Origin of the sequence: Neobacillus mesonae (genome assembly GCF_023715155.1) — a bacterium.
GTDB classification, from domain to species: Bacteria; Bacillota; Bacilli; order Bacillales; family Cytobacillaceae; genus Neobacillus; species Neobacillus mesonae_A.
Genome location: NZ_JAMBNQ010000006.1, coordinates 86,992 through 109,848, shown reverse-complemented (window position 1 = coordinate 109,848; position 22,857 = coordinate 86,992). Strand labels below are relative to the sequence as shown.

20 protein-coding genes are annotated in these 22,857 nt (G+C 36.7%); 18 read left to right on the top strand and 2 right to left on the bottom strand.

Annotated elements, in window-relative coordinates; translation table 11 throughout:
* Nucleotides 1-7: 7 nt before the first annotated feature.
* The 10 genes from M3183_RS08280 to M3183_RS08235 all read left to right on the top strand — a co-directional run bounded on the left by M3183_RS08280 (nt 8) and on the right by M3183_RS08235 (nt 10,119).
* Complete coding sequence (locus tag M3183_RS08280; RefSeq protein WP_251468396.1) at nt 8-964, top strand: hydroxymethylglutaryl-CoA lyase; 957 nt, start codon at nt 8-10, stop codon at nt 962-964.
* 315 nt (nt 965-1,279) lie between these two features.
* The gene (locus tag M3183_RS08275; protein WP_251468395.1) at nt 1,280-1,633 is read left to right on the top strand and encodes a DUF3870 domain-containing protein; all 354 of its coding nucleotides are present in this window, start codon (nt 1,280-1,282) and stop codon (nt 1,631-1,633) included.
* A 275-nt stretch (nt 1,634-1,908) separates the two neighbouring features.
* Nucleotides 1,909-2,679, top strand: coding sequence for an electron transfer flavoprotein subunit beta/FixA family protein (locus M3183_RS08270; protein ID WP_251468393.1), 771 nt, complete (start codon nt 1,909-1,911; stop codon nt 2,677-2,679).
* 14 nt (nt 2,680-2,693) lie between these two features.
* Nucleotides 2,694-3,680 carry an electron transfer flavoprotein subunit alpha/FixB family protein gene (locus M3183_RS08265; RefSeq protein WP_251468391.1) on the top strand — a complete coding sequence of 329 codons (987 nt, stop codon included), beginning with the start codon at nt 2,694-2,696 and terminating at the stop codon, nt 3,678-3,680.
* A 63-nt stretch (nt 3,681-3,743) separates the two neighbouring features.
* Entirely contained in the window at nt 3,744-3,980 is a 237-nt protein-coding gene (locus tag M3183_RS08260; RefSeq protein WP_251468389.1) for a PaaI family thioesterase, read from the top strand.
* Nucleotides 3,981-4,267: 287 nt separating this feature from the next.
* On the top strand, nt 4,268-6,352 hold the full coding sequence (locus tag M3183_RS08255; protein WP_251468387.1) for a (Fe-S)-binding protein: 2,085 nt from the start codon (nt 4,268-4,270) through the stop codon (nt 6,350-6,352).
* Between the two features lie 66 nt (nt 6,353-6,418).
* Complete coding sequence (locus M3183_RS08250) at nt 6,419-6,604, top strand: Spo0E family sporulation regulatory protein-aspartic acid phosphatase (protein ID WP_251468385.1); 186 nt, start codon at nt 6,419-6,421, stop codon at nt 6,602-6,604.
* Between the two features lie 456 nt (nt 6,605-7,060).
* Nucleotides 7,061-7,510, top strand: a complete 450-nt coding sequence (locus M3183_RS08245; RefSeq protein WP_251468520.1) for a MaoC/PaaZ C-terminal domain-containing protein — start codon at nt 7,061-7,063, stop codon at nt 7,508-7,510.
* Nucleotides 7,511-7,575: 65 nt separating this feature from the next.
* The gene (locus M3183_RS08240) at nt 7,576-9,309 is read left to right on the top strand and encodes a class I adenylate-forming enzyme family protein (protein WP_251468383.1); all 1,734 of its coding nucleotides are present in this window, start codon (nt 7,576-7,578) and stop codon (nt 9,307-9,309) included.
* Nucleotides 9,310-9,378: 69 nt separating this feature from the next.
* Nucleotides 9,379-10,119: an SDR family NAD(P)-dependent oxidoreductase gene (locus tag M3183_RS08235; protein WP_251468381.1), complete on the top strand. Its 741-nt coding sequence runs from the start codon at nt 9,379-9,381 to the stop codon at nt 10,117-10,119.
* A 115-nt stretch (nt 10,120-10,234) separates the two neighbouring features.
* Here the strand turns inward: M3183_RS08235 and M3183_RS08230 are convergent, their stop codons facing one another.
* Nucleotides 10,235-11,125, bottom strand: coding sequence for a LysR family transcriptional regulator (locus tag M3183_RS08230; protein ID WP_251468379.1), 891 nt, complete (start codon nt 11,123-11,125; stop codon nt 10,235-10,237).
* A gap of 137 nt (nt 11,126-11,262) precedes the next feature.
* Between M3183_RS08230 and M3183_RS08225 the strand changes: the two genes are divergently transcribed.
* From M3183_RS08225 to M3183_RS08190, 8 genes are all read left to right on the top strand, one after another.
* Nucleotides 11,263-12,000 (top strand): SDR family NAD(P)-dependent oxidoreductase, encoded by a 738-nt coding sequence (locus tag M3183_RS08225; RefSeq protein WP_251468377.1) that lies wholly within the window; start codon nt 11,263-11,265, stop codon nt 11,998-12,000.
* A gap of 371 nt (nt 12,001-12,371) precedes the next feature.
* Nucleotides 12,372-13,604 carry an NAD(P)/FAD-dependent oxidoreductase gene (locus tag M3183_RS08220; RefSeq protein ID WP_251468375.1) on the top strand — a complete coding sequence of 411 codons (1,233 nt, stop codon included), beginning with the start codon at nt 12,372-12,374 and terminating at the stop codon, nt 13,602-13,604.
* Between the two features lie 93 nt (nt 13,605-13,697).
* Nucleotides 13,698-15,503, top strand: coding sequence for a M3 family oligoendopeptidase (locus tag M3183_RS08215; protein ID WP_251468373.1), 1,806 nt, complete (start codon nt 13,698-13,700; stop codon nt 15,501-15,503).
* Between the two features lie 163 nt (nt 15,504-15,666).
* Nucleotides 15,667-16,461: a hypothetical protein gene (locus M3183_RS08210; protein WP_251468371.1), complete on the top strand. Its 795-nt coding sequence runs from the start codon at nt 15,667-15,669 to the stop codon at nt 16,459-16,461.
* Between the two features lie 315 nt (nt 16,462-16,776).
* On the top strand, nt 16,777-18,660 hold the full coding sequence (locus tag M3183_RS08205; RefSeq protein ID WP_251468369.1) for a XylR N-terminal domain-containing protein: 1,884 nt from the start codon (nt 16,777-16,779) through the stop codon (nt 18,658-18,660).
* A gap of 264 nt (nt 18,661-18,924) precedes the next feature.
* Nucleotides 18,925-20,439, top strand: a complete 1,515-nt coding sequence (locus tag M3183_RS08200; protein ID WP_251468367.1) for a 4-hydroxyphenylacetate 3-hydroxylase family protein — start codon at nt 18,925-18,927, stop codon at nt 20,437-20,439.
* A 24-nt stretch (nt 20,440-20,463) separates the two neighbouring features.
* Nucleotides 20,464-20,943, top strand: coding sequence for a flavin reductase family protein (locus tag M3183_RS08195; protein WP_251468365.1), 480 nt, complete (start codon nt 20,464-20,466; stop codon nt 20,941-20,943).
* Nucleotides 20,944-21,057: 114 nt separating this feature from the next.
* Nucleotides 21,058-21,921, top strand: a complete 864-nt coding sequence (locus tag M3183_RS08190) for an FAD synthetase family protein (RefSeq protein WP_251468363.1) — start codon at nt 21,058-21,060, stop codon at nt 21,919-21,921.
* A 7-nt stretch (nt 21,922-21,928) separates the two neighbouring features.
* On the opposite strand, the gene M3183_RS08185 is transcribed toward M3183_RS08190, so the two are convergent.
* On the bottom strand, nt 21,929-22,702 hold the full coding sequence (locus M3183_RS08185; RefSeq protein ID WP_251468361.1) for an IclR family transcriptional regulator: 774 nt from the start codon (nt 22,700-22,702) through the stop codon (nt 21,929-21,931).
* Nucleotides 22,703-22,857: the final 155 nt, after the last annotated feature.

Sequence of the window (22,857 nt, the reverse complement as noted above, 5' to 3'; positions counted from 1 at the left end):
GATAAGATTGGCATTTCCGAAGAAGGTAACGATTCGTGAAGTAGGGCCTAGGGAGGGCATGCAAATTGAAAAGACACCAGTCTCTACGGAAGACAAGATTCGATTAATTGATTTGCTATCTGAATGCAATTTTCCTGTGATTGAAGTTACTTCTTTTGTGAGTCCGAAATGGGTACCTCAGATGGCAGATGCAGAGTTAGTTGCTAAAGGCTTTAAAAGGAATCCGGGTACAGAGTACCAATGTATATATCTAAATTCGAAGGGGATTGAGAGAGCTCAAGCCACTGGAAAATTTGACTTGGAAGGCGTTCTTAGTATAATTGCGAGTGAAACATTTTCAAGAAAGAACACCAATCGTTCCATCGAAGAGACATTCGATGAAATGGATGAACGCATAGCTGTTCTACGTAAGTATAATGTTCCAATCAGTTCAATTAATGTTATGACAGCTTTTGGCTGTAACTATGAGGGAGATGTCGATCCACAGCATGTAGTTAGATTGATTGCTAGAACAATAGAAAAAGCAAACGCATATGGTATTGATCCAGAATGTATCCTTCTCGGTGATACTGTTGGATGGGCAAATCCGGTTTCCATCGAGTACCTCGTAGGTCAAGTGCAAGATAAGTGGCCAGATAAAAACATAAACTTACATTTACATGATACCCGAGGAATGGGATTGGCCAACGCCTATGTTGGATTAAAGATGGGAGTTAGTCATTTTGATTCCTCAGTAGGAGGGTTAGGTGGATGCCCATTTGGTGGTTCCAAGGGTGCTGCCGGAAACATTGCAACAGAAGATTTGGTTCATATGTGCCACGAACTGGGTATCAGCACCGGAATTGACTTGGAAAAGCTTATAGGGGTAACCCTGGAAGCAGAAAGAATTCTTGGGCGCGAACTCCCAAGTAAGGTGGCTAAAGGGAGAAGCTTAGATTCTTATCGCAGGATCCCTTCGCGTTAACTTTCTTGTGGTGTAATATTTAGAGTAAACAAACACATTACAGGTTGACTGTTAATACTTAGACTGGCTGTTAGACAATTGATATAGAAAAATTTTAAAAATTGGAGTACGTGATCCTGTCCTGCCTTACTGGTAAATAGGAAGCGTTGCTCCAATTTTTATTTTGCGTAAACGCTCTGTTTTTAATAGTAATATTAATTCTGAAATAAAATTGTTTGAGGGTTTGGGGAATTTCAAAAATTCCAAAAAAATAGTTGATATAATAACCTATTGTAGTATAAAATAAGAATATGAATAACAAGGAGGTTATAAAGGATGTATGAAGATAATAATGTCTTAATATCTGGATTTGCCCAGCTTCCAAGAGGAACAACTTTGTATGAGAAATATAAAACAATAACCGTTGTTTTAGTTATAAATACCGAAACAGAAATTATTGAAGATGCAGAGTTTACATTTATTGCTGATTTAACAAACTATTATTTATCTTCTCTTGTAAAGGGTTATGATTTAAAGAATGGAATTTATCCTTTAATTGAAAAACTAAGAAAGAGTGTTCTAATACCTTCTCAGGGAGCTGTTATTCAATCGATTAAGTCGGCATGGGATCGTTACAAAGAGTCAAAGGGAATTTACGTTAAACAAACTGTTAGTGCTGGTTATCTATGAGGAAAGTCCAAAATTCTTTCTTATATTAATAGATAAAAATCCAGTAACAAGAGCTGAAGCTTATTGTTGCTGGATTTTTATTTTTTACGAGATAAGAAAGTATAAGCTTTGGACTTTGAGAATTGTCTAGCGCAAGCAGCCTAGCCCCTCGAGGTCAAATAACCTTCTGCCCTAAAAGTCAAAAACCTGACTTTTTAGGCAGAAAAACATTTGCTATGCCTGAGGCCGACCAAGGCGCTTGCGCTTTTCTTAATAATTTTATGGAGGACAAATAGATGAATATTTTTGTATTGATGAAGCGAACCTTTGATACAGAAGAAAAAATTTTAATAAACAATGGAAAAATTGAAGAAAGTGGAGCTGAATTCATTATCAATCCATACGATGAATACGCGATTGAAGAAGCGATCATTCTTCGAGAACAACATGGCGGAGAAGTTACAGTTGTTACAGTTGGTGAGGAAGAGACTGAAAAAGAACTTCGTACCGCACTTGCGATGGGTGTCGATAAGGCTGTTCTAATCAAAAGCGATGAACTGGATGTAATTGACCAGTTTACAGTGTCAATGATTCTTGCTGCATATTTAAAAAATCAAGAATATGACATGATTATCGGTGGAAACGTTACAGTTGATGGTGGTTCTGGTCAAGTAGGTCCATCTGTTGCTGAAATTTTAGACATTCCACAAGTAACGACCATTACCAATTTGGAGATTAATGATATGAAAGCAACAATTGTCAGGGATGTTGAAGGCAACGAAGAAATTGTTGAGGTATCACTGCCAGTCCTTGTTACAGCACAACAAGGGTTAAATGAACCTCGATACCCTTCACTGCCAGGGATAATGAAAGCAAAGAAAAAACCATTGGTCAAGTTAGAATTAGATGATCTTAACCTTGATGTGGACGATATTGAAGCAAAATCTGAAACAGTGGAAGTGTTTCTTCCATCAGCAAAACAAGCTGGAAAAGTACTAGAGGGAGAGAACCAAACTCAAGTAAAAGAATTAATTTCACTTTTAATATCTGAGGCCAAAGTTATTTAACGGAGGGGATATATATGGCAAAGAAAGTATTAGTTATTGCAGAGGTTCGTAATGGGGAATTACGTCAAGTTTCTTATGAAGCTATTGCAGCAGGTCAGAAAATAGCAGATGGTGGAGAAGTAGTGGGGGTTATATTAGGAGAAAAAGTGGATGGATTAGCAAATAGCTTAATACATTATGGTGCAGATCGAGTCGTTGTAGTTAATCATTCAAGTCTTAAATACTATACAACAGATGCCTTTCAACAAGCAATCCTTAAAGTGATTGATTTGGAAAATCCTCAAGGCATTATCCTTGGCCATACAGCTCAAGGCAAAGATCTATCACCACGTCTTGCCATAAAATTAAACACAGGTTTAATTTCTGACGTAATAGCTGTCGAAAAAAATGGTGAAGAAGATGTATTCATTCGGCCAATCTATTCAGGGAAAGCATTTGAGAGAAAGAAAATTAAAAAGGGTATAATTTTTGCGGCCATTCGTCCGAACAATATTAACTCTTTGAAGAAGGACGAGTCCAGAACAGGAGAAGTTTCAATTATTTCTGCAGATATTAAAGATCTTCGGACAATGGTTAAAGATGTTGTCCGTAAAGTAACAGGCGGTGTGGATTTATCGGAGGCGAAAGTTATTGTCTCTGGGGGTCGTGGTGTTAAAAAAAAGGATGGATTTGAACCATTAAAAGAACTTGCAGACCTATTAGGAGGAGCTGTTGGTGCATCACGTGGAGCATGTGATGCAGGGTATTGCGATTACTCCTTGCAAATAGGGCAAACAGGTAAGGTGGTAACACCAGAACTTTATATCGCTTGTGGAATATCAGGAGCTATTCAGCATTTAGCGGGTATGTCCAACTCAAAAGTAATTGTTGCGATTAATAAAGATCCAGAAGCCCCTATTTTTAAAGCGGCGGATTATGGAATTGTCGGAGATTTATTTGAAATTGTACCAATCTTAACTGAGGAATTAAAAAAGGTTCTTAAGGTTGAGGAGTTAGTCTAAAGATAATGAAACATTAATTGCCAAAGTGTAATCGATTAGAAATTTCTTTTAGGAGTGTTAACGATGAAAACAGAATTTGTTGTATGTGCTTTCGATAAGTTTTTAAAGTGCAAATATAAGCGTATAAGTGAAACGAACTTAAAGGTTTTATTACCAATGCAGCGCCTATATTTAAATAGTATAGGGATTGTTCATGGAGGAATTATATGTTCACTGGCAGATATTGCAATGGGTAACCTATTTGGAGCAGGAGAAAACAATAAACAAAAAGTTGTCACAGTAGATATGAAAACTACATAAATAAGAGAGGCAAAGGGCAATTTCCTTCTTGCTGATGCTCATTGGATTAAAAGGGCAGACGGATCAATCATATTGATTGTTTTATATACGATGAAAATAACGAAATGGCAGCAAAGGCAAATGCAATTTATATGTATATTTAAGTCTCTCGCATTTTTGATTTATAGAATGCAAAGGTTATAGAAAGTATGTATGTTTACGAAGGGAGTTGACCTGAGCGGTAATCACAGCCAAATGATATGGATGAAAGGGATTAGATTATGATCAATTTCCAAAGGAGCATTAGGATGAATATTTTGCAAATGATGAACTTACTTCTCTTCCTAATTGTAACTGGGTATGCGATTTACTTGTTTGCAGCATTAGTTAAAACTCGCTATCGATATATAAAGTTAGGAAAAAAAGTTGAATTTAATCGGACAGCCAAGGAAAGGGTCGATGCCATTCTCATCAATGTATTGGGACAGAAAAAGCTCTTAAAAGATAAAAAAAGCGGTACCATGCATGTTATGTATTTCTATGGTTTCCTGCTTGTTCAATTCGGAGCCATTGATCTCATTTGGAAAGGGCTGGCCCCAGGTTCCCATCTTCCACTTGGTCCCATTTATCCGTATTTCACTTTCTTTCAGGAAATTGTTGTCTTAATGATTTTGTTTGCTACAGCATGGGGATTCTACCGGCGTTATATTGAAAAACTTGTTCGTTTAAAACGAGGATTTATGGCCGGGCTTGTTTATTATTTTCTTATCGGACTTATGTTATGTACGTTATTGGCTAATGGAATGGACATGATTTGGCTGAGGGATAAGCCTAGTTGGACGGAACCAATTGCTTCGGCGGTTTCGCTCGTATTTAACTGGCTGCCGCAAAGTGTTGCCGGTACACTTTTCTTTGTTTTTTGGTGGGGACATCTTTTGTTTTTATTGGGATTCCTAGTGTATGTTCCACAAGGAAAGCATGCCCATTTAATTGCGGGGATTGCCAATGTTTGGCTAGGGCGTACACATAAAGTTGGCCAATTATCAACGATTGATTTTGAGGACGAATCACAGGTAACATTTGGCGTTAGTAAGATAGAAGATTTTAATCAAAAGCAGCTATTAGATCTTTATGCTTGTGTCGAGTGTGGCCGGTGCACAAATATGTGTCCTGCATCTGGAACAGGTAAAATGCTCTCTCCTAAAGATTTAATTCTAAAGTTGCGGGATCATTTAACGGAAAAAGGTGCAGCCATTACATCGAGAGGACCGTGGATGCCCGCCTTTGCTTTTAACCAAACAAGAGGAAATCAATTAGCATTAGCGGGAAGATTGGCCAGTGCCCAAGAAGCAGCTGTCTCAATAGAAAATGTCAGTTTAATAGGCGATGTTATAACCGAAGAAGAAATTTGGGCGTGTACGACATGCCGCAACTGCGAAGACCAGTGTCCTGTCATGAATGAACATGTGGATAAAATTATTGATTTGCGTCGTTACCTGGTTCTAACAGAGGGAAAAATGAATCCAGATGCCCAGCGTGCGATGACCAATATTGAACGCCAGGGCAATCCATGGGGAATCAACCGAAAGGAACGGGTTAATTGGAGAGAGATGTTAGAGGATGTAAAAGTTCCTACTGTGAAAGAATTGAAAAAAGCAGAAGGAGAGTTCGATGTCCTTTTCTTTGTGGGGTCAATGGGTTCCTATGATAATCGAAGCCAAAAAATCGCGCAATCCTTCGTCCGAGTGCTAAACCTTGCCGGAGTAAAGTTCGCAATCCTCGGTAATGAAGAAAAGAACTCCGGTGATACACCGCGGCGAATTGGAAACGAATTTTTATTCCAAGAGTTAGCAAATGCAAATATTGCAACCTTAAAAAAATACAATGTTAAAAAGATAGTAACAATTGATCCGCATGCTTATAATTCACTAAAAAATGAATATCCTGAATTTGGACTAGTAGCTGAAGTTTATCATCATACAGAGCTGCTTGCACAGTTAATTAAGGAAGGAAAATTAACACCAAAGAATCATGTGGATGAAACAATCACCTACCACGATTCCTGTTATTTGGGACGCTATAACAATATATATGATGCACCTCGTGAAATCTTAAAATCAATTCCTGGTGTCAAAGTTAAAGAACCTAAGAGGAAACGTGAGACAGCCATGTGCTGCGGTGCAGGAGGAGGTCTTATGTGGATGGAGGAAGATACTGGTACTCGCATCAATGAAGCTAGAACAGAACAGCTTCTTGAAACAAAAGCAACGATGATAAGTACGGGGTGTCCATATTGCTTAACAATGATTAGTGACGGAACGAAAGCAAAAGAAGTAGAAGATAAGATACAAACCTTAGATGTGGTAGAAATTCTTGAAAAGTCCTTAATTTAAATGTATAAGAACTTTTGGAAATAAAGTAAATTTATTAATCTAATCTTTCTAAAGGGGATATATCAAATGATATTGAAAGAAGTAGTGGAATTAAGACAAAGTATTGTTCATGATCGCTTAAATATGATTAAACTAGCAATGGATAAAGAGTTTTTCCATCCAGAAGTGTTACAAATTTGTCAGAAAATAGATATGAAAATAGCTATGGTGCAAAAAATAATGTATCTAATTAATAAAAACCAAAATAATTAAAAATGTTATTAAACCTAACTAAACCTATAATTAAAATGCGAATACGATGATGTTTGTGTAGATTGAATTATAGAATTCTAATTTCGTGATATTACATCACTGGAAACCTCTATTAAATCATCAAATAGAAAAGGAAAGAAAACTAGTATTTTAATGGAAGCAATAAGAATGTTAATTGTTGAAACACACCAGTTTTATAAAATAGTTTGTAATGGAAACATTATGACTGTATTATTGTTGGAATATTAAAAAGTATTTGAATATTATATCCGTTTATTGTAAAATAAATTTATCTAAAATTAAATATTTCAGCTGTTATTTACTGGGGTTGATTTAAAATCAACCTCGGATCGTAAATAGGCCCAGCAAATGAGAGATTTTTTCTTTCCTTTTGCTGGGCCTATTTGTTTTGAAACCAATAATATATAACGGAAATTGGGGGTAATTCAAGTGGATATGTTTTTTGATGATTTTAATATCGGTGATGAAATGATAACACCACGTAGAACAATAACAGAAACCGATGTAGTCCAGTTTGCGGGACTTTCGGGTGACTTTAATCCATTGCATATTGATGAGGAATTTGCGAAAGAAACACCTTATAAAACTAGAGTGGCTCATGGACTATTATCAGTATCAGTTATAACGGGTCTACAGTCAATGATGGGAATTGTAAATGGAACAACACTTGGCCTATTGGAAATCAATTGGAAATTCAAAAGAGGAGTAATTCCCGGAGATACCATTTTTGCAAAATTTATAGTAAAAGCAAAACAAGAAACGTCAAAAAAAGACCGTGGTGTTCTTACAAGATCAGTTCTTGTATATAACCAAAGGGATGAAATCGTATCAGAAGGAGAGATTATATTGTTAATGAAGAAAAGGATAGGTATTCCAACCAATTAATTATAGCTTTTGGATTGTTAGTAGTTTTACCAGATTAGATAAAAAAGTAGTAGGGAGAGAAGAAAATGGAAACGATTGAGATAAGGAGAAAGAAATTTAAGGATATTTCCGAAAAGTGGACCCCGGAACCAATTCATGAACTTTTTCTTAAGCAGACAGAAAAATACAAAGATAAAGCTTATATTGTCAGTGATGAACAATACTGGACATATGGTGAAACTAGAAAACTATCAATAAAATTAGCTGCAGGTTTGATTGATTTAGGGGTAAAAAAGGGAGACCATATCGCATTAATTTTCCCAAATTACCCTGAGTTTATATTTTCGAAGTTGGGCAGTGCCATTTCGGGCTGTGTCACTGTGCCTTTAAATTATCGATTAAAAAAGGAAGAATTAAGTTATTTAATCCGTCAATCAGATTCATCTTATATTATTACACTGGACATTTGGAATAATTTTGATTATGTATCAAGTTTAAAAGAACTTTGTCCAGAAGTTTTTGAAGGAAAAAAATCATCAAAGTTTCCCAACTTAAAAAACATTATTGTTTATTCTCCTGAAGGAAAAAAATATAAGGGAACTATAGATTTTTATGAGCTTATAAATTCAATTAAAGATGATCAATCTGATCAAATTTTAATCAAGTATAAGAAAAATAGGAACGATTATGTATCAGATGTTACAGATATTATGTACACCTCCGGTACAACATCATTACCAAAGGGTGTACTGGTTACACATGATATGATTTGGAGAAGTGCCCTGGGAACGAGCCTGAGCAGAGGATATCAAGAAGGCAGAAGAATATTTGTTCCGATTCCATTCTATCATTGTTTTGGTTATATTGTTGGTGTTGTAGGAGCATCGATGGTAGGTGGGTGTGTAATACTACAGCTTGACTTTGAAGAGTATGAGGCCCTTTCAATCATAGAAAAACATAGAGTTGAAGATATTCTTTGTGTTCCAACTATAGGTTTAAGACTACTTAATGCATTCCGAACAAAAGAAATTGATATCTCAAGTTTGAGAGCGATGTATTGTGCTGGTTCAGAAGTGCCTGCACATATTTGGAAAAGTTTAAAAGAAGAAATGAGGATAGAAGAACTAAATACAGGGTATGGAATGACAGAAATTGCTGCTGGAGCATTACAAACTGATCCAACTGATGATTTGTTTTACCTAAATCAATATGTTGGCCGCCCCATCCCTGGCGGACATGTTGGCTTAAAAGAGCTGAATGGAAAGAATATTGAATTTAGTGTAACTGATATTAATACAGGTGAAATCCTTCCATTCGGAAAGGAAGGAGAATTGATATGCAGAGGTCCCATGGTCACTAAGGGTTATTACAATAAACCGGAAGAGACAGCAAAAACAATTGATAATAACGGCTGGCTGCATACAGGTGATTTGGGTGTCATAGATGAGAATGGCTATATTTCATTGACTGGCAGAATCAAAGAAATTTATCGGATTGGTGCAGAGAATGTTGCACCAAAAGAAATTGAGGGTATTTTTACAAGTCATCCCAAAGTAAATCAGGCATATGTAATAGGGGTTCCCTGCCCAATGATGGGCGAAGTTGGTATGGCGTGGATTGTTCTGGAACAAGGCGCAGATGCAACGGAGGAAGAAATGTTGCAATATGTAACTGATAAATTAGCAAGATTTAAAATTCCTAAGTATATAAGGTTTGTAACCCAACAGGAACTTCCAGTTACTTCGACGGGAAAAATACAAAAATTTAAATTAAAAGAATGGTATTTAAATGAAAAAGAAAAGATTAAATCAGTATTTTAATTGAAATTTAATAATTTGCCTTTTGTCTTAATAGGAAAAAGTTTCAAAAGGGGATACGGAGGAATCTTTATGAAAAGGGTAAATGGAAAAGTAGTCTTAATTACTGGTGCAGCAGGTGGTCAAGGTAGAGAAGAGTCAAAATTGTTCGCAAAACATGGTGCAAAACTGGTATTAACAGATATTAATGAGGAAGGTATGATGGAAACCGTTTCATTAATCGAAGATCATCATGAAGACATTCTTACATTAAAACATGATATTTCTTTGGAAAAGGAATGGGAAAGAGTAATTGCGAAAACAGAGGAAAGGTTTGGAAGACTAGACGTATTAATAAACAACGCTGGGATACTAATCAGAAATGGTATTTTTGAAACTTCACTTGAAGAGTTTGAGAAAATCCAATCAATTAACACGAATGGTACTTTCCTGGGAATGAAATATGCAGCAAAGCTGATGAAAAAATCAGGCGGCGGTTCGATTATCAATATTTCTTCGATTTGGGGGCTTGTGGGAAGCCCAACATCTTTAGCATACCATTCCTCAAAAGGAGCAATAAGGTTAATGACAAAATCGGCTGCAGTAGAATTAGCAAAAGATTATATCCGTGTAAATTCGATTCATCCTGGCGTTATTGCAACAGCCATGGCAGAAGTGAAAAACGGACGACATCCATTAAAAGAGAAGACACCGTGGCCAACTTTGGGAACACCCGATGATATTGCATATGGTGCCATGTACTTAGCCTCTGATGAGTCACGTTTTGTAACAGGTACTGAATTAGTCATTGATGGCGGTTATACAGCGCAATAAATGAAATATTAATGTTATTTCTAGGAAGCAACAAATAAATAAGCAGAAAGTATGCATCAAAAAAATTTGCATATTTTCTGCTTAGGGATAATGATAAGATTTTCCCTTCACTATCTCATTTTTTATCCTTTCTTATATCCAGAAAAAAGCGATGACAATGCGCAACGAAGGATTCAGAAATTTTGGTAGGGTATAGATAACGATGTTTTAATAATCCGATTGTACGACTAAACTTCTTATTTCTAATTTTTAAATGCTTTATGTTATCTTCATATAGATTCACAGATGTTTCAGGTGTAAAAGCAGCACCGCGACCGTTTTTTACAAGCTGCAAAATCGTTGTGGCTTCTTCTACTTCTACTCTATACTTAGGTATAAATCCTACTGATTTACAAAATTGATCTGTAAATTGACGAAAGCTATACTGATTAGTCAAGCCGATAAATGGGAGGTTTTCTATTTCAAGCAAATCAATTGTCCCTTTTTGTGCTTCTATATATGATTTTGGCACAGTCAAAAAAATTTCTTCTTCGTATAATGGCACCCACTCGACATTTTGATGATCAATTTTTTCTGTGGTAATACACACATCATATTTGCCATTCTCTACAAACTGCTGCAAGTTTTCTTTTGATAATGGAACTTGTTTACATTTCACATGTGGATATTCATAAAAAAATAAATCTACGATATTTGTAAATGTATATGGAAGTGTTGTAACAATCGATAAATACCCATTTAACTTCCCTCGTCTCTCCTCTAATCCACGTTCTAAATGATGTACCTCTAAGAAAATTCGCTCTACCCGTTTGAATAAAAAACGTCCATTTTCATTCAGTGAAATGCGCTTCCCATTGCGGAAAAATAGATCCATACTTAGCTCTGCTTCTAGGTTTGTAATCGCCTTGCTTAAAGCTGGCTGCGAAATTGATAGCTCTTTAGCAGCAAGTGACATATTCTCCAATTTAGCTGTTGTATAAAAGTATCTTAATTTAATTAAGTCCATAATCCGCTCATCCTTTTATAATCATAAGTTATAAGTAAATAGATAATTGGTATTTTTAATTATATCAAAAATGTTTTAAAATAAAATCGTAATTTAAATGTGAACAAATGTGTGTAATATATAGGAGGTTATCAAATATGAGATTAAAAGACAAAGTAGCCATCATTACAGGAGCGGCATCAGGTATGGGGAAGGGGGAAGCTGTCAGGTTCGCAAAGGAAGGAGCAAAAGTGGTCGTGGCTGACTTAAATTTGGAAGGTGCCCTAGCCGTTGCCGACGAGATTAAAAAATTTGGCGGAGAAGCTATAGCTTCAGCAGTAAATGTTATGAAAACAGAGGATATTTTAAACTGCGTAAAAGTAGCCGAAGAAACATTCGGTCCAGTTGATGTATTAGTAAATAATGCAGGTGTATTTGATAAATATGCTTCATCATTAGAAACGACATTGGACCAGTGGAACTTCTTTTTAAATATTAACTTAACAAGTGTATTTGAATTTTCAAATGCTGTCTTACCAAGGATGATTGAACGTGGTATTGGTTCTATCGTTAATATTGCATCTATTGCAGGTCTTGTAGCTGGTAAAGGTGGAGCTGCATATACAGCTACAAAACATGGAGTGATTGGATATACAAAGCACTTATCTTCTGAATATGCACGCTATGGTATAAAAATTAACGCGATTTGTCCTGGAACAATCGAAACACCTTTAGTTAAGGATGTTTTATCTGGTATTCCAAAAGATTTAGTACCAACTCGTACATTCGGACAAGTTGAACAAGTAGCAGATTTAGCAGTATTTTTGGCATCAGATGAAGCGAAATTTATGAGTGGTGCAGCTGTACCTATTGATGGGGGATTCACAATTCAATAATGTAAAGCAGTTTATTATCAAGTAATCCATAGCTGAGGAGCAATCATGATTGCTTCTCCTTTTTTATAGGGTAAAGGTATGAAAAAGCAAGGCAAAATTCTTTATAACATGGTGGATTATGGTACAAAGCGCTGCGATTTAAACAGCTAGTACTGGAATTATGATTAGCAAAATAACACAATTCCTCCAAAAACTTTATAATAAACATATACCACCGCACTGTGTTCTCAACACTTCGTGCGTTTTTTTTCATTAAGATTAGATTTTTATAAAGGCATCAGGAATATTTAATATCAAAGTGCATATTTTGTTTGAATGGTACTACTTACCTAGATTTTTAGGTTCATATTCCTAAAAAATGGAGTGATACGATGATTCCAAACTATGATGTAATTATAACAGGTGCAAGATGTGCCGGGGCGACTTTAGCGATATCTCTTGCGGAAGCAGGCTTCCAAGTTCTGTTACTAGATCGTGCAGTATTTCCAAGTGACACTTTATCAACTAATACATTTTTTAATAATACGACTGCTCTGCTTAGGGAAATCGGTGTTTTGGATCAATTGCTGGAAACCCATGTTACACCGGTAAAGATAATCAAATTTCAGTTTGAGGACACCGTCATTGAAGGCCCCATTCCTAAGGTTGCTGGAGAGGATACGGCCTATTCCATTAGGAGGACATACCTGGACGATATTTTGCTTCAACATGCTAAATCAACGGAAAATATAACGGTAATAGAAGGATTCCGTGTAACAGATGTACTGTACGATAAAGATTTAGTGAGCGGTATAAGAGGGGAAAATCGTTCTAAACAAAAACTAGAATACAGGGCCCGCTTAATTGTCGGTGCTGATGGAAGAAATTCCTTGGTCCGAAAATTAGTAAACAGCCAGCTGAAAATCAAAAGTCCTTCAACTGTCGCTGTTTATTACGGCTATTTCTCCGGAATTCCCCACGATTCAGAACCTAAGTTTGAAGTGTATAAGAGAAAAGATAAAATGGCGATATTTTTTCCGACGAATCATAATCAATATGCAGCAGTCGTCAATTTCCCGTTAGAAAATAAGAGTTTACTAGAGAACTTTAAAGAAGCCCCGGAAAATAGCCTGCGCCAATTTTTAATGGGGAATTTCCCGAATACATCAATTGCAGACCGAATGAAAGATTCAACATTAACGGAGTCCATTAAAGGATTAATTGGTTATGAAAATTATTGGTACCAAGGTATGGGAAAAGGCTGGGCGCTGGCGGGAGATGCGGTTTGTTTTAAGGACCCGGCAATGGCTCAGGGAATTCATGACGCAATTCGTGGAGCTCAAATTTTAGCTGATACCTTAATCAAAAATAATTGGCCGGCTATTCAATGGGAAAAAGCAGCTGAAGAATACCAACAATCTTTAGAAAAAGAGTTTATGGTCCGATTTTATATGGGGTGTGAGCTTTCCAAAAATGAGCCTATTACAGTACAACAGGATGCTGTCAATAAAATGATTGCTGCCCATCCTTCCGCAGTAGAGAAGTTTTTGGGTATCTATAATTATGCAAATGAACCTTCGGATTTTGAAAAGGAACTCGGGAGGATTATAGATTCAATCTCTTAAAAATGAATCAACGTCGGCATGGGAAATTTCAGGAATGATAGTGAAAATGATACAATGAATTTATTCACATTAATTGAAAAGGAGTGATTTCAATTGAAATACGCAGATACATGGGATTTAGATACCATTTTTCCCGGGGGAACGAAATCACCGGAATTACAAACAAAATTACAACAGATAAAGAAAGAAATACAGGAATTTCAAAACCTGATCAGCGGGTGGAACTTTACCGAAAATAAATCGGCAGAGCCGTTAAGAGCTATCTTAAAAAAACAGGAGACCATTGGAAAAGGGTTGGGCCAAACAGGGACATTTGTCCAAATGTGGCATGATGCCTTTACGAATGATCAACACGCGAATGTGGTCATGGGGCAGGTCTTAGATTTATCAAGTGAAGTTGAAAAAATATCCACTTCCTACGTGAAAAAACTTGTCGCTATTCCTGATGAAGAATGGCAGCAGCTTTTGCAAAATGAAGGTCTGAAAGTGGTATCGTTTGCTCTTGATGAAATTCGCGAAGAAGGAAAACGTTTGTTATCTGAGGAAGAAGAAAAAATTATTACCGAATTAAATAAAGATGGTCTAACAGCTTGGAGCCGGCTTTATGATACAGCTGTATCGATCATAACCATTCCTTTTACCGATAAAGACGGTAAAACAACGGAATTTTCTGTTGGCCGGGCAATGAATCGGATGTATGCCGATCCAGACCCGGAAGTGCGTAAGCAGCTTTTTGAAAATTGGGAAGCTGCATGGACAAAATTTGCACCTATTTTTGCTGATACATTGAATCATTTAGACGGTTACCGAATTACACTGCAAAAAGCCCACAGCCGTGAACACTTTTTGGAGGAACCATTGGAATACAACCGTATGTCCAAAGAAACTCTTGATGCCATGTGGACAGCTGTCAAGAATAACAAACAGCCTTTTATTGATTTTCTAAATCAAAAGGCAAAAATATTTGGAATGAATAAATTAGGGTGGCAGGACGTTGATGCGCCTGTTGCTATAGGAACAGTGGAACCACATCGATTTACATATGATGAAGCCTGTGATTTTGTCATCGAAAACTTCGCTTCATTTGGTTCTAAATTAGCAGCTTTTGCTAAGCATGCCTTGGAGAACCGCTGGGTGGAGGCTGAAGATCGTCAGAACAAACGGCCGGGCGGCTATTGCACTAGCCTGCCAGAATTCAAAGAATCGCGGATTTTTATGACCTTTACAGGGTCGCCAACAGATGCCAGTACATTGGCACATGAATTAGGGCATGCATTCCATAGCCATGTGATGAAAGATTTACCAGCTTTGAACAGAAAATATGCGATGAATGTTGCCGAAACGGCCAGTACCTTTGCTGAGACAATAATTGGTAATGCCACTGTTGCAAACGCCAAAACGAAAGGAGAAAAAATCTCTCTGTTAAATGCAAAAATGGAAAATGCGACGGCTATGTTTTTAAATATTCATGCTCGTTTTCTATTTGAAACTTCTTTTTATGAAGAACGGTCAAAAGGGATTGTGTCTGAGGAAAGATTGAATGAATTAATGGTCAATGCTCAAAAAGAGGCATACGGTGACAGCTTATCCAGCTATCATCCACATTTCTGGTGCAGTAAATTACACTTTTTTATTGATGATGTTCCATTTTATAATTTTCCGTACACTTTCGGCTTTTTATTCAGCCTGGGTATTTACTCCGAATATTTAAAGAACCCGGATGGCTTTGAAGATAAATACATTGCCTTGCTTCGAGACACTGGTTCGATGAAAGTAGAAGAATTAGCAATGAAACATTTAAATGTTGACTTGACAAAGCCTGATTTTTGGGAGGAAGGCATCCAATTGATGGCAAAAGATGCGGATGAATTTATTCGTTTAACGGAAGAAATGATTTAAGAGTACAAAAATAATAATGTTGATAAGGAGGCCGATTTTCATACAATAGGCCTCTTTTCCGTTTTACAAACAATGAAATGTAGTCTAATTTATCCATTCACTTATTTTTTTTACTCATATAAAATGATTAATGACTAGGTGTATGATACAGGTGGTGAACAGGGTGAATACCGATCAAGCTTTTGAATTGTTAACTGACGCTGGATTTGATCAAGAAATTAGCATTCGAACTGTTAGACGTTGGTTAAGTGAAAGAAAGATAAGATACGAAGGTGTAGGACATCGAGGAAAAGGATTTATTTTTAATGATTCAAATAAAGCTTTAAACATGTTATTGGATGCCGGTTTAACTGAAAATGATGCCCTTCGGATTGCCCAGCGCTGGCTGGACGAAGGTAAAATTCAAAAAAAGGGAATGGAAAATAAAAAAAATAAATACATACCACATGAAAAGATCTTCCAACAGTCTTTAAAAAATCCAACGGAGCAGGATAAAACCATTCATCAGCTGCGGGTAAATATAAAAGCACTGAATGAGCAAATTACGGGAATGGAACAACTTCATCAAACCGCAATAAATTCATTAATTAAACAAAGAGATCAGTTAAATAAAGAAATTCATAAAAACGAATATGAAAAAATTCAATTACAACAAGAGATAAAAAAGTTATTGCAAGATAATATAAATCTAAAAAATAAATTAATGGAATTACAAGAAGAGATTTCAAAGGGATCCAAAAAAGAGCCTAATCATAAACAGGAAGCTGGAATTCCTTCAAGAACAATGGATAGCCGTCAAAAATTAGGACTTTCTAAAACAGCAAGTAATAAAGAAATCTTAGCTGGTTATAAGAAATTGTTATTGGTAACACACCCGGATCATGGCGGGAATGCGGCAGTATTTCATTATATAAAAAGTGAATATGATTATTTTAGAAAAAGTATTAAAGAGCAATAAAATTTGGATTCCGTTAATAGGACTTTTAAAATAAAAATCGTGGATTGATGTTTTTTGATAGAATATGCAGGAATTTTATTTTAAAAGAGGTATATTAATATGTAATAGCGGCTGCAAGCCTTCGAGGACAGTCGTTTATTTTGAAAATTAAACAAGCGCTTACACAACAAAACCCCTTTGCTAATGTTAAAGGGGTTTTGTTGTTAAACAATATAATGTTATACACGTTTAAGTTAACATCAGCAAGATTCATTCTGTCTTTTCAACCGTACTTAAAATTGTTTTAACTAAATAAGAAACAAGGGAGTTAATGGAATGAAAACTCTAAAACTGAATGACTTGTTACATGTCCGCCAAGAGAATGAATTATGGTTTGCCAACAATGATAGAGCTGTTTTTGTTTCGACAAAGGCTTTTGGGGCGATGCAGCGTGATTTAATAGAAAATATTGGGATTAATCGAATGAAAACCTTTTTCTTTAAATATGGTTATCAATTGGGAGTTGAAGATGCACAAGAGGTGGCAAAAAGAGAGTCTTTGAGTTTACTTGAAAAGATTGAATATGGTCCAATTATTCATGGGTTAAAGGGACATGCGAAGTCTCGCATCACTGAAAAAGATTTTGAAGCAGAAGGAAATGAAATTAAATCTTTTCACTTTAAAGGAGTTTGGGAAAATTCTTATGAAGCGGAACAACATCTTCAAAATTTTGGGGTTAGCCAAGGGCCTGTTTGTTATACGTTAACTGGCTATGCCACAGGATATATTACTGGTGTGGTTGGAGTGGATGTCTTTTTCAAAGAATTGCAATGTCAGGGACAAGGAGCTCCGTGTTGTATTTGGGAAGGTCGTCTTGTTTCGGAATGGAAGGAAGAGGCGGAGGAATTCTTCTCTTATAGTAAAGAGCTTCCGATTTTGAAGGAGCTGGAACAAACAAATGAAAAGCTTATACAGGAAAGAAATAATCTGGCACTTGTTTCGAAAACTTATAATAAGATGACCAATGAGCTGATCAGAGGCAATAGTATCGATTCGATTCTTGACATTTTACATCAACAAAATCACTTACCAATTGTTATTGAGGATAATCGGCAGCATGTCTTAGCTTGTAAGGGAATCTCTTTGGAAGACTTCATATCAATGAGAGGAACATTTTCTAAGATTCCAGTTAAAAAGCAAAGCCATTCCAAAGTGAATATTTTCTCGTTTGAAAACGGGACTAGCCTCATGACCCCAATCTATCTTTTAGGCCAGATAGTAGGTTATTGTACTTTTCTATATGAGCAAGGAAGAACCCCTAATTATGAGATTGACTCAATGATTCTAGATCGATTAGCGTCGATTTGCTCACTTCTGTTTTTAAAGGAAAAAACAGAAGTGGATTCAATGGAACAAATGAAAGGTCATTTTCTCGAAGAAATCATTAGCGGGAAATATACGCAGCAAGAAATCATGAGGAAAGCAGACTTTATTCAGTTAGATCTATCCAATCATTATCATATTGCGGCATTGACCTACAAGTTTTTAAATACATGTGATGAAGGGGAATTCACACTTCATAAAAAAATTTTTGAAATGGTTTCTGCTTACTTTCGAGAAGAAAAAAATCTCAATGTATTAATCGGCCAGCAAACTGACAGCTTAATTCTTTTGATTACTGAAAACCAAGTCCGTCAGGAAAACATGAAGAAAACGATTTGGGCTTTAGTTTCCTTTTTAAAAAGGCAAATAAAAAATGCTCTATTCTTAGCAGGAATAAGCTCACAAAACAGCAACATTATTGAAGCAGGTGTTGCAATGGAAGAAGCATGTTCAGCTGTTAGACTTTCTTCCAGGGATGAACCAATCACTCTTTTTAATGATTTAGGCGTGCTTGGCATCTTGATCAATGACCAAAATGAACAAGCCATCAAGAAAATGATCCGGGATCATCTTGGGGTTCTTTACGAGGATATCGATAAGAATAAACTAGAGTTGATTGAAACGCTCTACCATTTTCTTGATCAAGGGGGAAATTTGGATCATGCAGCGGAAAAACTAGCATTATCTAAAAGTGGACTTCGTTATCGTCTCAATAAAATTACAGAACTTCTTGATAGTGACTTGCGTAATCCTCAACGACAATTTCAGTTGATGATAGCTTTAAAAGCTTTGAAAATTGTTGAACATGAAAGAATCAAAAAAATACAAGCAGAGTAAATGGTTTTACGAGGAACTAATAAATTGAAGAGTATGAAAAACTTGAAGTCAATTCATTTTTAACTTTTCTGGACTGCCCGAAGGGATTCAACTTTAGGGGTGTCCAGCTTTTTTTTGCAAAACTGACACAAAGTAGTAGAACTAGTTAAGTTTTCTGTCATCTTGTGTTGTTGTTATGAATTTTCAGATAAATTATTATAAAACTAGTGATTGACAAGGTAATCACAGTAAAAATAGTAATAATCTAAGATTGGAGTTGAGGATATGTTCACAGGCAAAGAGTATTTGGAAAGTCTTAATGACGGCAGGGTAGTTTACTTAAACGGAGAAAAAATAAAAAATGTTACAACACATCCAGCTTATCGGAATGCGGCCCGTTCGTATGCGAGAATGTATGATGCACTTCATGATCCAGCAACACGTGATATCTTAACGACTACTACCGAATTTGGCGACAGAACACATAAATTCTTCAAAACTCCTACCAGCCCTCAGGATTTACTGGAGGCAAGGGATGCCATTGCTCAATGGGCAAAGCTAAGTTATGGTTTTATGGGACGTACCCCTGATTACAAAGCATCTTTCACTGGACACCTAAATGCATTTGGTCATTTTTATGAAGGTTTTGAAGATAATGCAAAGGCATGGTACAAAAAAGCAACAAAGGAAGTACCATTTATTAATCATACAATCATAAATCCACAAGTGGATCGTTCAAAGCCTTTACACGAGAATAAAGATGTCTTTGTTCGTGCAGTTGCAGAAAAAGATGACGGTATTATTGTAAGCGGTGCCAAAATGGTTGGGACAGCTTCTGCTTTAACTCATTATAATTTTGTTGCTAACTATGGACCGAAAGATTTAGGCGGGGGCGATGATAGTCATGCACTTATCTTCTTCGTTCCAATGAATGCTGAAGGGGTCCGTATGATTAGCCGCCAATCCTACGAATTAAATGCTGCCCAAAACGGCACTCCATTTGATTATCCTTTATCAAGCCGCTTTGATGAAAATGATGCGGTGATTGTTCTCGATAACGTCTTTATCCCTTGGGAAAATGTGCTGGCTTATAGAAATGTTGAAGTCTCGAATAATTTTGCAAAAGCAAGCGGCTTTATTCCACGTTTTACCTTTCATGGCTGTACACGTTTAGCTGTTAAATTAGATTTTATGACTGGGCTGCTATTGAAAGCAACAGAAGGAGCGGGAACAAAAAATTTCCGAGGTGTTCAGGCTAAGATTGGCGAGGTCGTTGCTTTACGAAATATGTTCTGGGGTCTTTCCACCGCAATGGCAACAGATCCTGAAAAAGGGCCAAATGGGTTAGTCATTCCAAACTCTTATTCAAGTGCAGCTTATCGAGCTTTAGCTCCATTAGCTTGGGTGAAAGTGAAAAATATTTTTGAACAGGTCGTTGCAGGTGGGTTAATTCAATTACCTTCAAGCTCAAAAGATTTCCTCAATAAGGATTTAAGACCTTATTTAGATACGTATTACAGAGGAACAGGAATCGGGGCTGAAGAACGTGTAAAATTGCTGAAAATGGTTTGGGATACAATTGGGACTGAGTTTGGTGGCCGTCATGAATTATACGAAGTCAACTATGCTGGAAACCATGAAAACATCAATATGGAGGCTCTATTCCATTTTGAAGCGGCAGGTGCAGCGGATCAACAAAAAGCGTTCGTTGAGTCTGCATTAAACGATTATGACCTATATGGTTGGACAAACCAAACGTGGGCAGATGCGGTAGAAAAAGAACCTGTCATCGGATCATAAAAATTTTTAGAGGGAGGGAACAAAATGGATGATCGTCAATTTCGCCAAGCGATGGGGAAATTCGCTACTGGTGTTACCGTGATTACAACTGAGGTCGATGGAGAGGCCCATGGCATGACGGCAAATGCCTTCATGTCGGTCTCTCTCGTTCCGAAACTAATAGTGATTTCTGTCGGAGAAAGAGCGCAAATGCTAGAAAAAATCAAACAAAGTAAAAAGTTTGCCGTCAATATTTTATCGGGAGAGCAGCAAGAATACTCGATGCTCTTTGCTGGTCAAATAAAAGAAAAAAGAGAAGTCAATTTTGACCGGCTCGCTGATCTCCCGGTCTTAACAGGAGCGATTGCTCAAGTTGCTTGTGAAGTAGTAAATGAGCATGTTGAAGGAGACCATACTTTATTTATCGGCAAGGTCATCGATCTTCAGGTTGAGGAAGAAGAGCCGCTATTGTTCTTTAATGGCAAGTATCGCTCGTTAACACCTGAAGAAAGTTTTAGCAAATAAGCAGTCTATTTTAAAAACCACGAATCATAGATTACTAGGATAAAAACAACTGCAAAGATGGGATATTTAATTATGAAAGAAGTAAAGAAATTATGAACTAAGGAGGGAGTCATCTTGGAATTCATTCATGTGACGAGCACCAACCGCCAAAAAACTCTTTTAACAGCAAAACCTTGTGTGATGGCTTTAGGATTTTTTGATGGTGTTCATTTAGGTCATCAGCAGGTCTTAAAAGAGGCAAAAAGAGTTGCGGAAGAGCAAGAACTCCCTTTCGTTATTATGAGTTTTTTTCCTCATCCGAAAGAAGTACTTTCAAATGGGAAAAGAATCTTTCCTTATTTGATGCCCATTAACGATAAACGAAGAATCTTTGAAGACCTTGGGGCAGATTGTTTTTACCTAATTCAGTTTGATAGGGAATTTGCTGGATTATCGCCAAGGGAATTTGTTCAGACTTATCTTCTTCATTTAGGAGCTAAACAGGTGGTGGCAGGTTTTGACTTTTCCTATGGTTACCAAGGAAAAGGAAATTTAAATACGATTAAAAACGATTCAGATGGAAAAATCGAGGGAATTAATGTCGATAAAATAGAATGGGAAGGGGAAAAAATCAGCTCTACGACCATTCGAAATATGGTCTTGTCTGGTGAAATGGAAAAGATCCCACCATATTTGGGAAGTGATTACCAAACTGAGGGCAGGGTTATGTTCCGTAATAATAATACTGAGATTAGGCTTCTACGGCATTATTTGCTTCCTGCACAAGGTTTTTATGAAGTTACCTTAAACCATCACCAAGAGCTTTTAACGCAAATCGCGTCGGTATATGACGGAACGATTACTTTATTCTCATCCCAGGGGCAAGGTTCTCCGTTAAATGAATGGCAAACCATTCGCCTGTCATGGAAGAAACGCTTGTCCCAAAGGTGTGAAGAGTTAAGACATGTGTTTTTAAGTTCCGCTTTGGTGAAATCATGAGGGAATCTTACCTTTTCCAGTAACCAAGTCTTTCAGAAATTAATTCTCCAGAACGGATCAATTCACCTGCGAAATACTGAATCCGCTGTTTTGAGAATCGTGAACTAGGACCTACTAGATTAATAGCAGCAATGACACTGCCCGTATGGTCTCTGACTGGAGCCGATACAGATGTCCGCCCAAGGGTATATCCATCGATACTTACGGAAAAACCTTGCTTTAAGATTGTTTTTAACTCTTGTCGGAACATATCTGGGTCTGTAATCGTTTTTGGTGTAATGGCATCGAGTCCATTCTGAATCACCAGGTCGATTAAGTGGGTACCGCTATGTGCAAGAAGGAGTTTTCCTGAGCTCGTACAGTGAGCGTAATTCTGTAATCCTAAATGTGATGGCACTTTATTCGAGGTTTTGCTTTCAACTTTATCTAAATAGACAACATGGTTCCCATCTAAAATCGCTAGATGAGCAGTTTCCCCGCATTTATTGGCTAAATCAGTGAGAATTGGATGTGCTTCAGTATGCAGGTTGATGTTGCCTAAGACAATTGAGCTCAGTTCAAGAACAGAAAGGCCTAATTCATATTTATTCGTTTCTTTATTTTTTTGTACTAAACCCTCAGATGCCAGGGTAGAGAGAATTCTTTGGACACTGCTCTTGCCGATTTTAAGTTCATTCGCGAGTTCACGTACTCCTTTTTGCGGCTGATCCATTTTGAATGTACGCAGAATTTTAATCGCGTTTTTTACCGAAGATAGCAGCTTATCTTGTTCTTGTATCATATTTTCCTCCGATTACAAAAAAATTATATAAAAATTCAAAAAAATGTCCCGTATACAGGGACAAAGCTATTGTGAGTATTGTGAAGGCCCTTTAAGATAAAGGCATACATCAGGTTTTAGACAATTTTAAAAACATTGGTACCGAATATAATGAA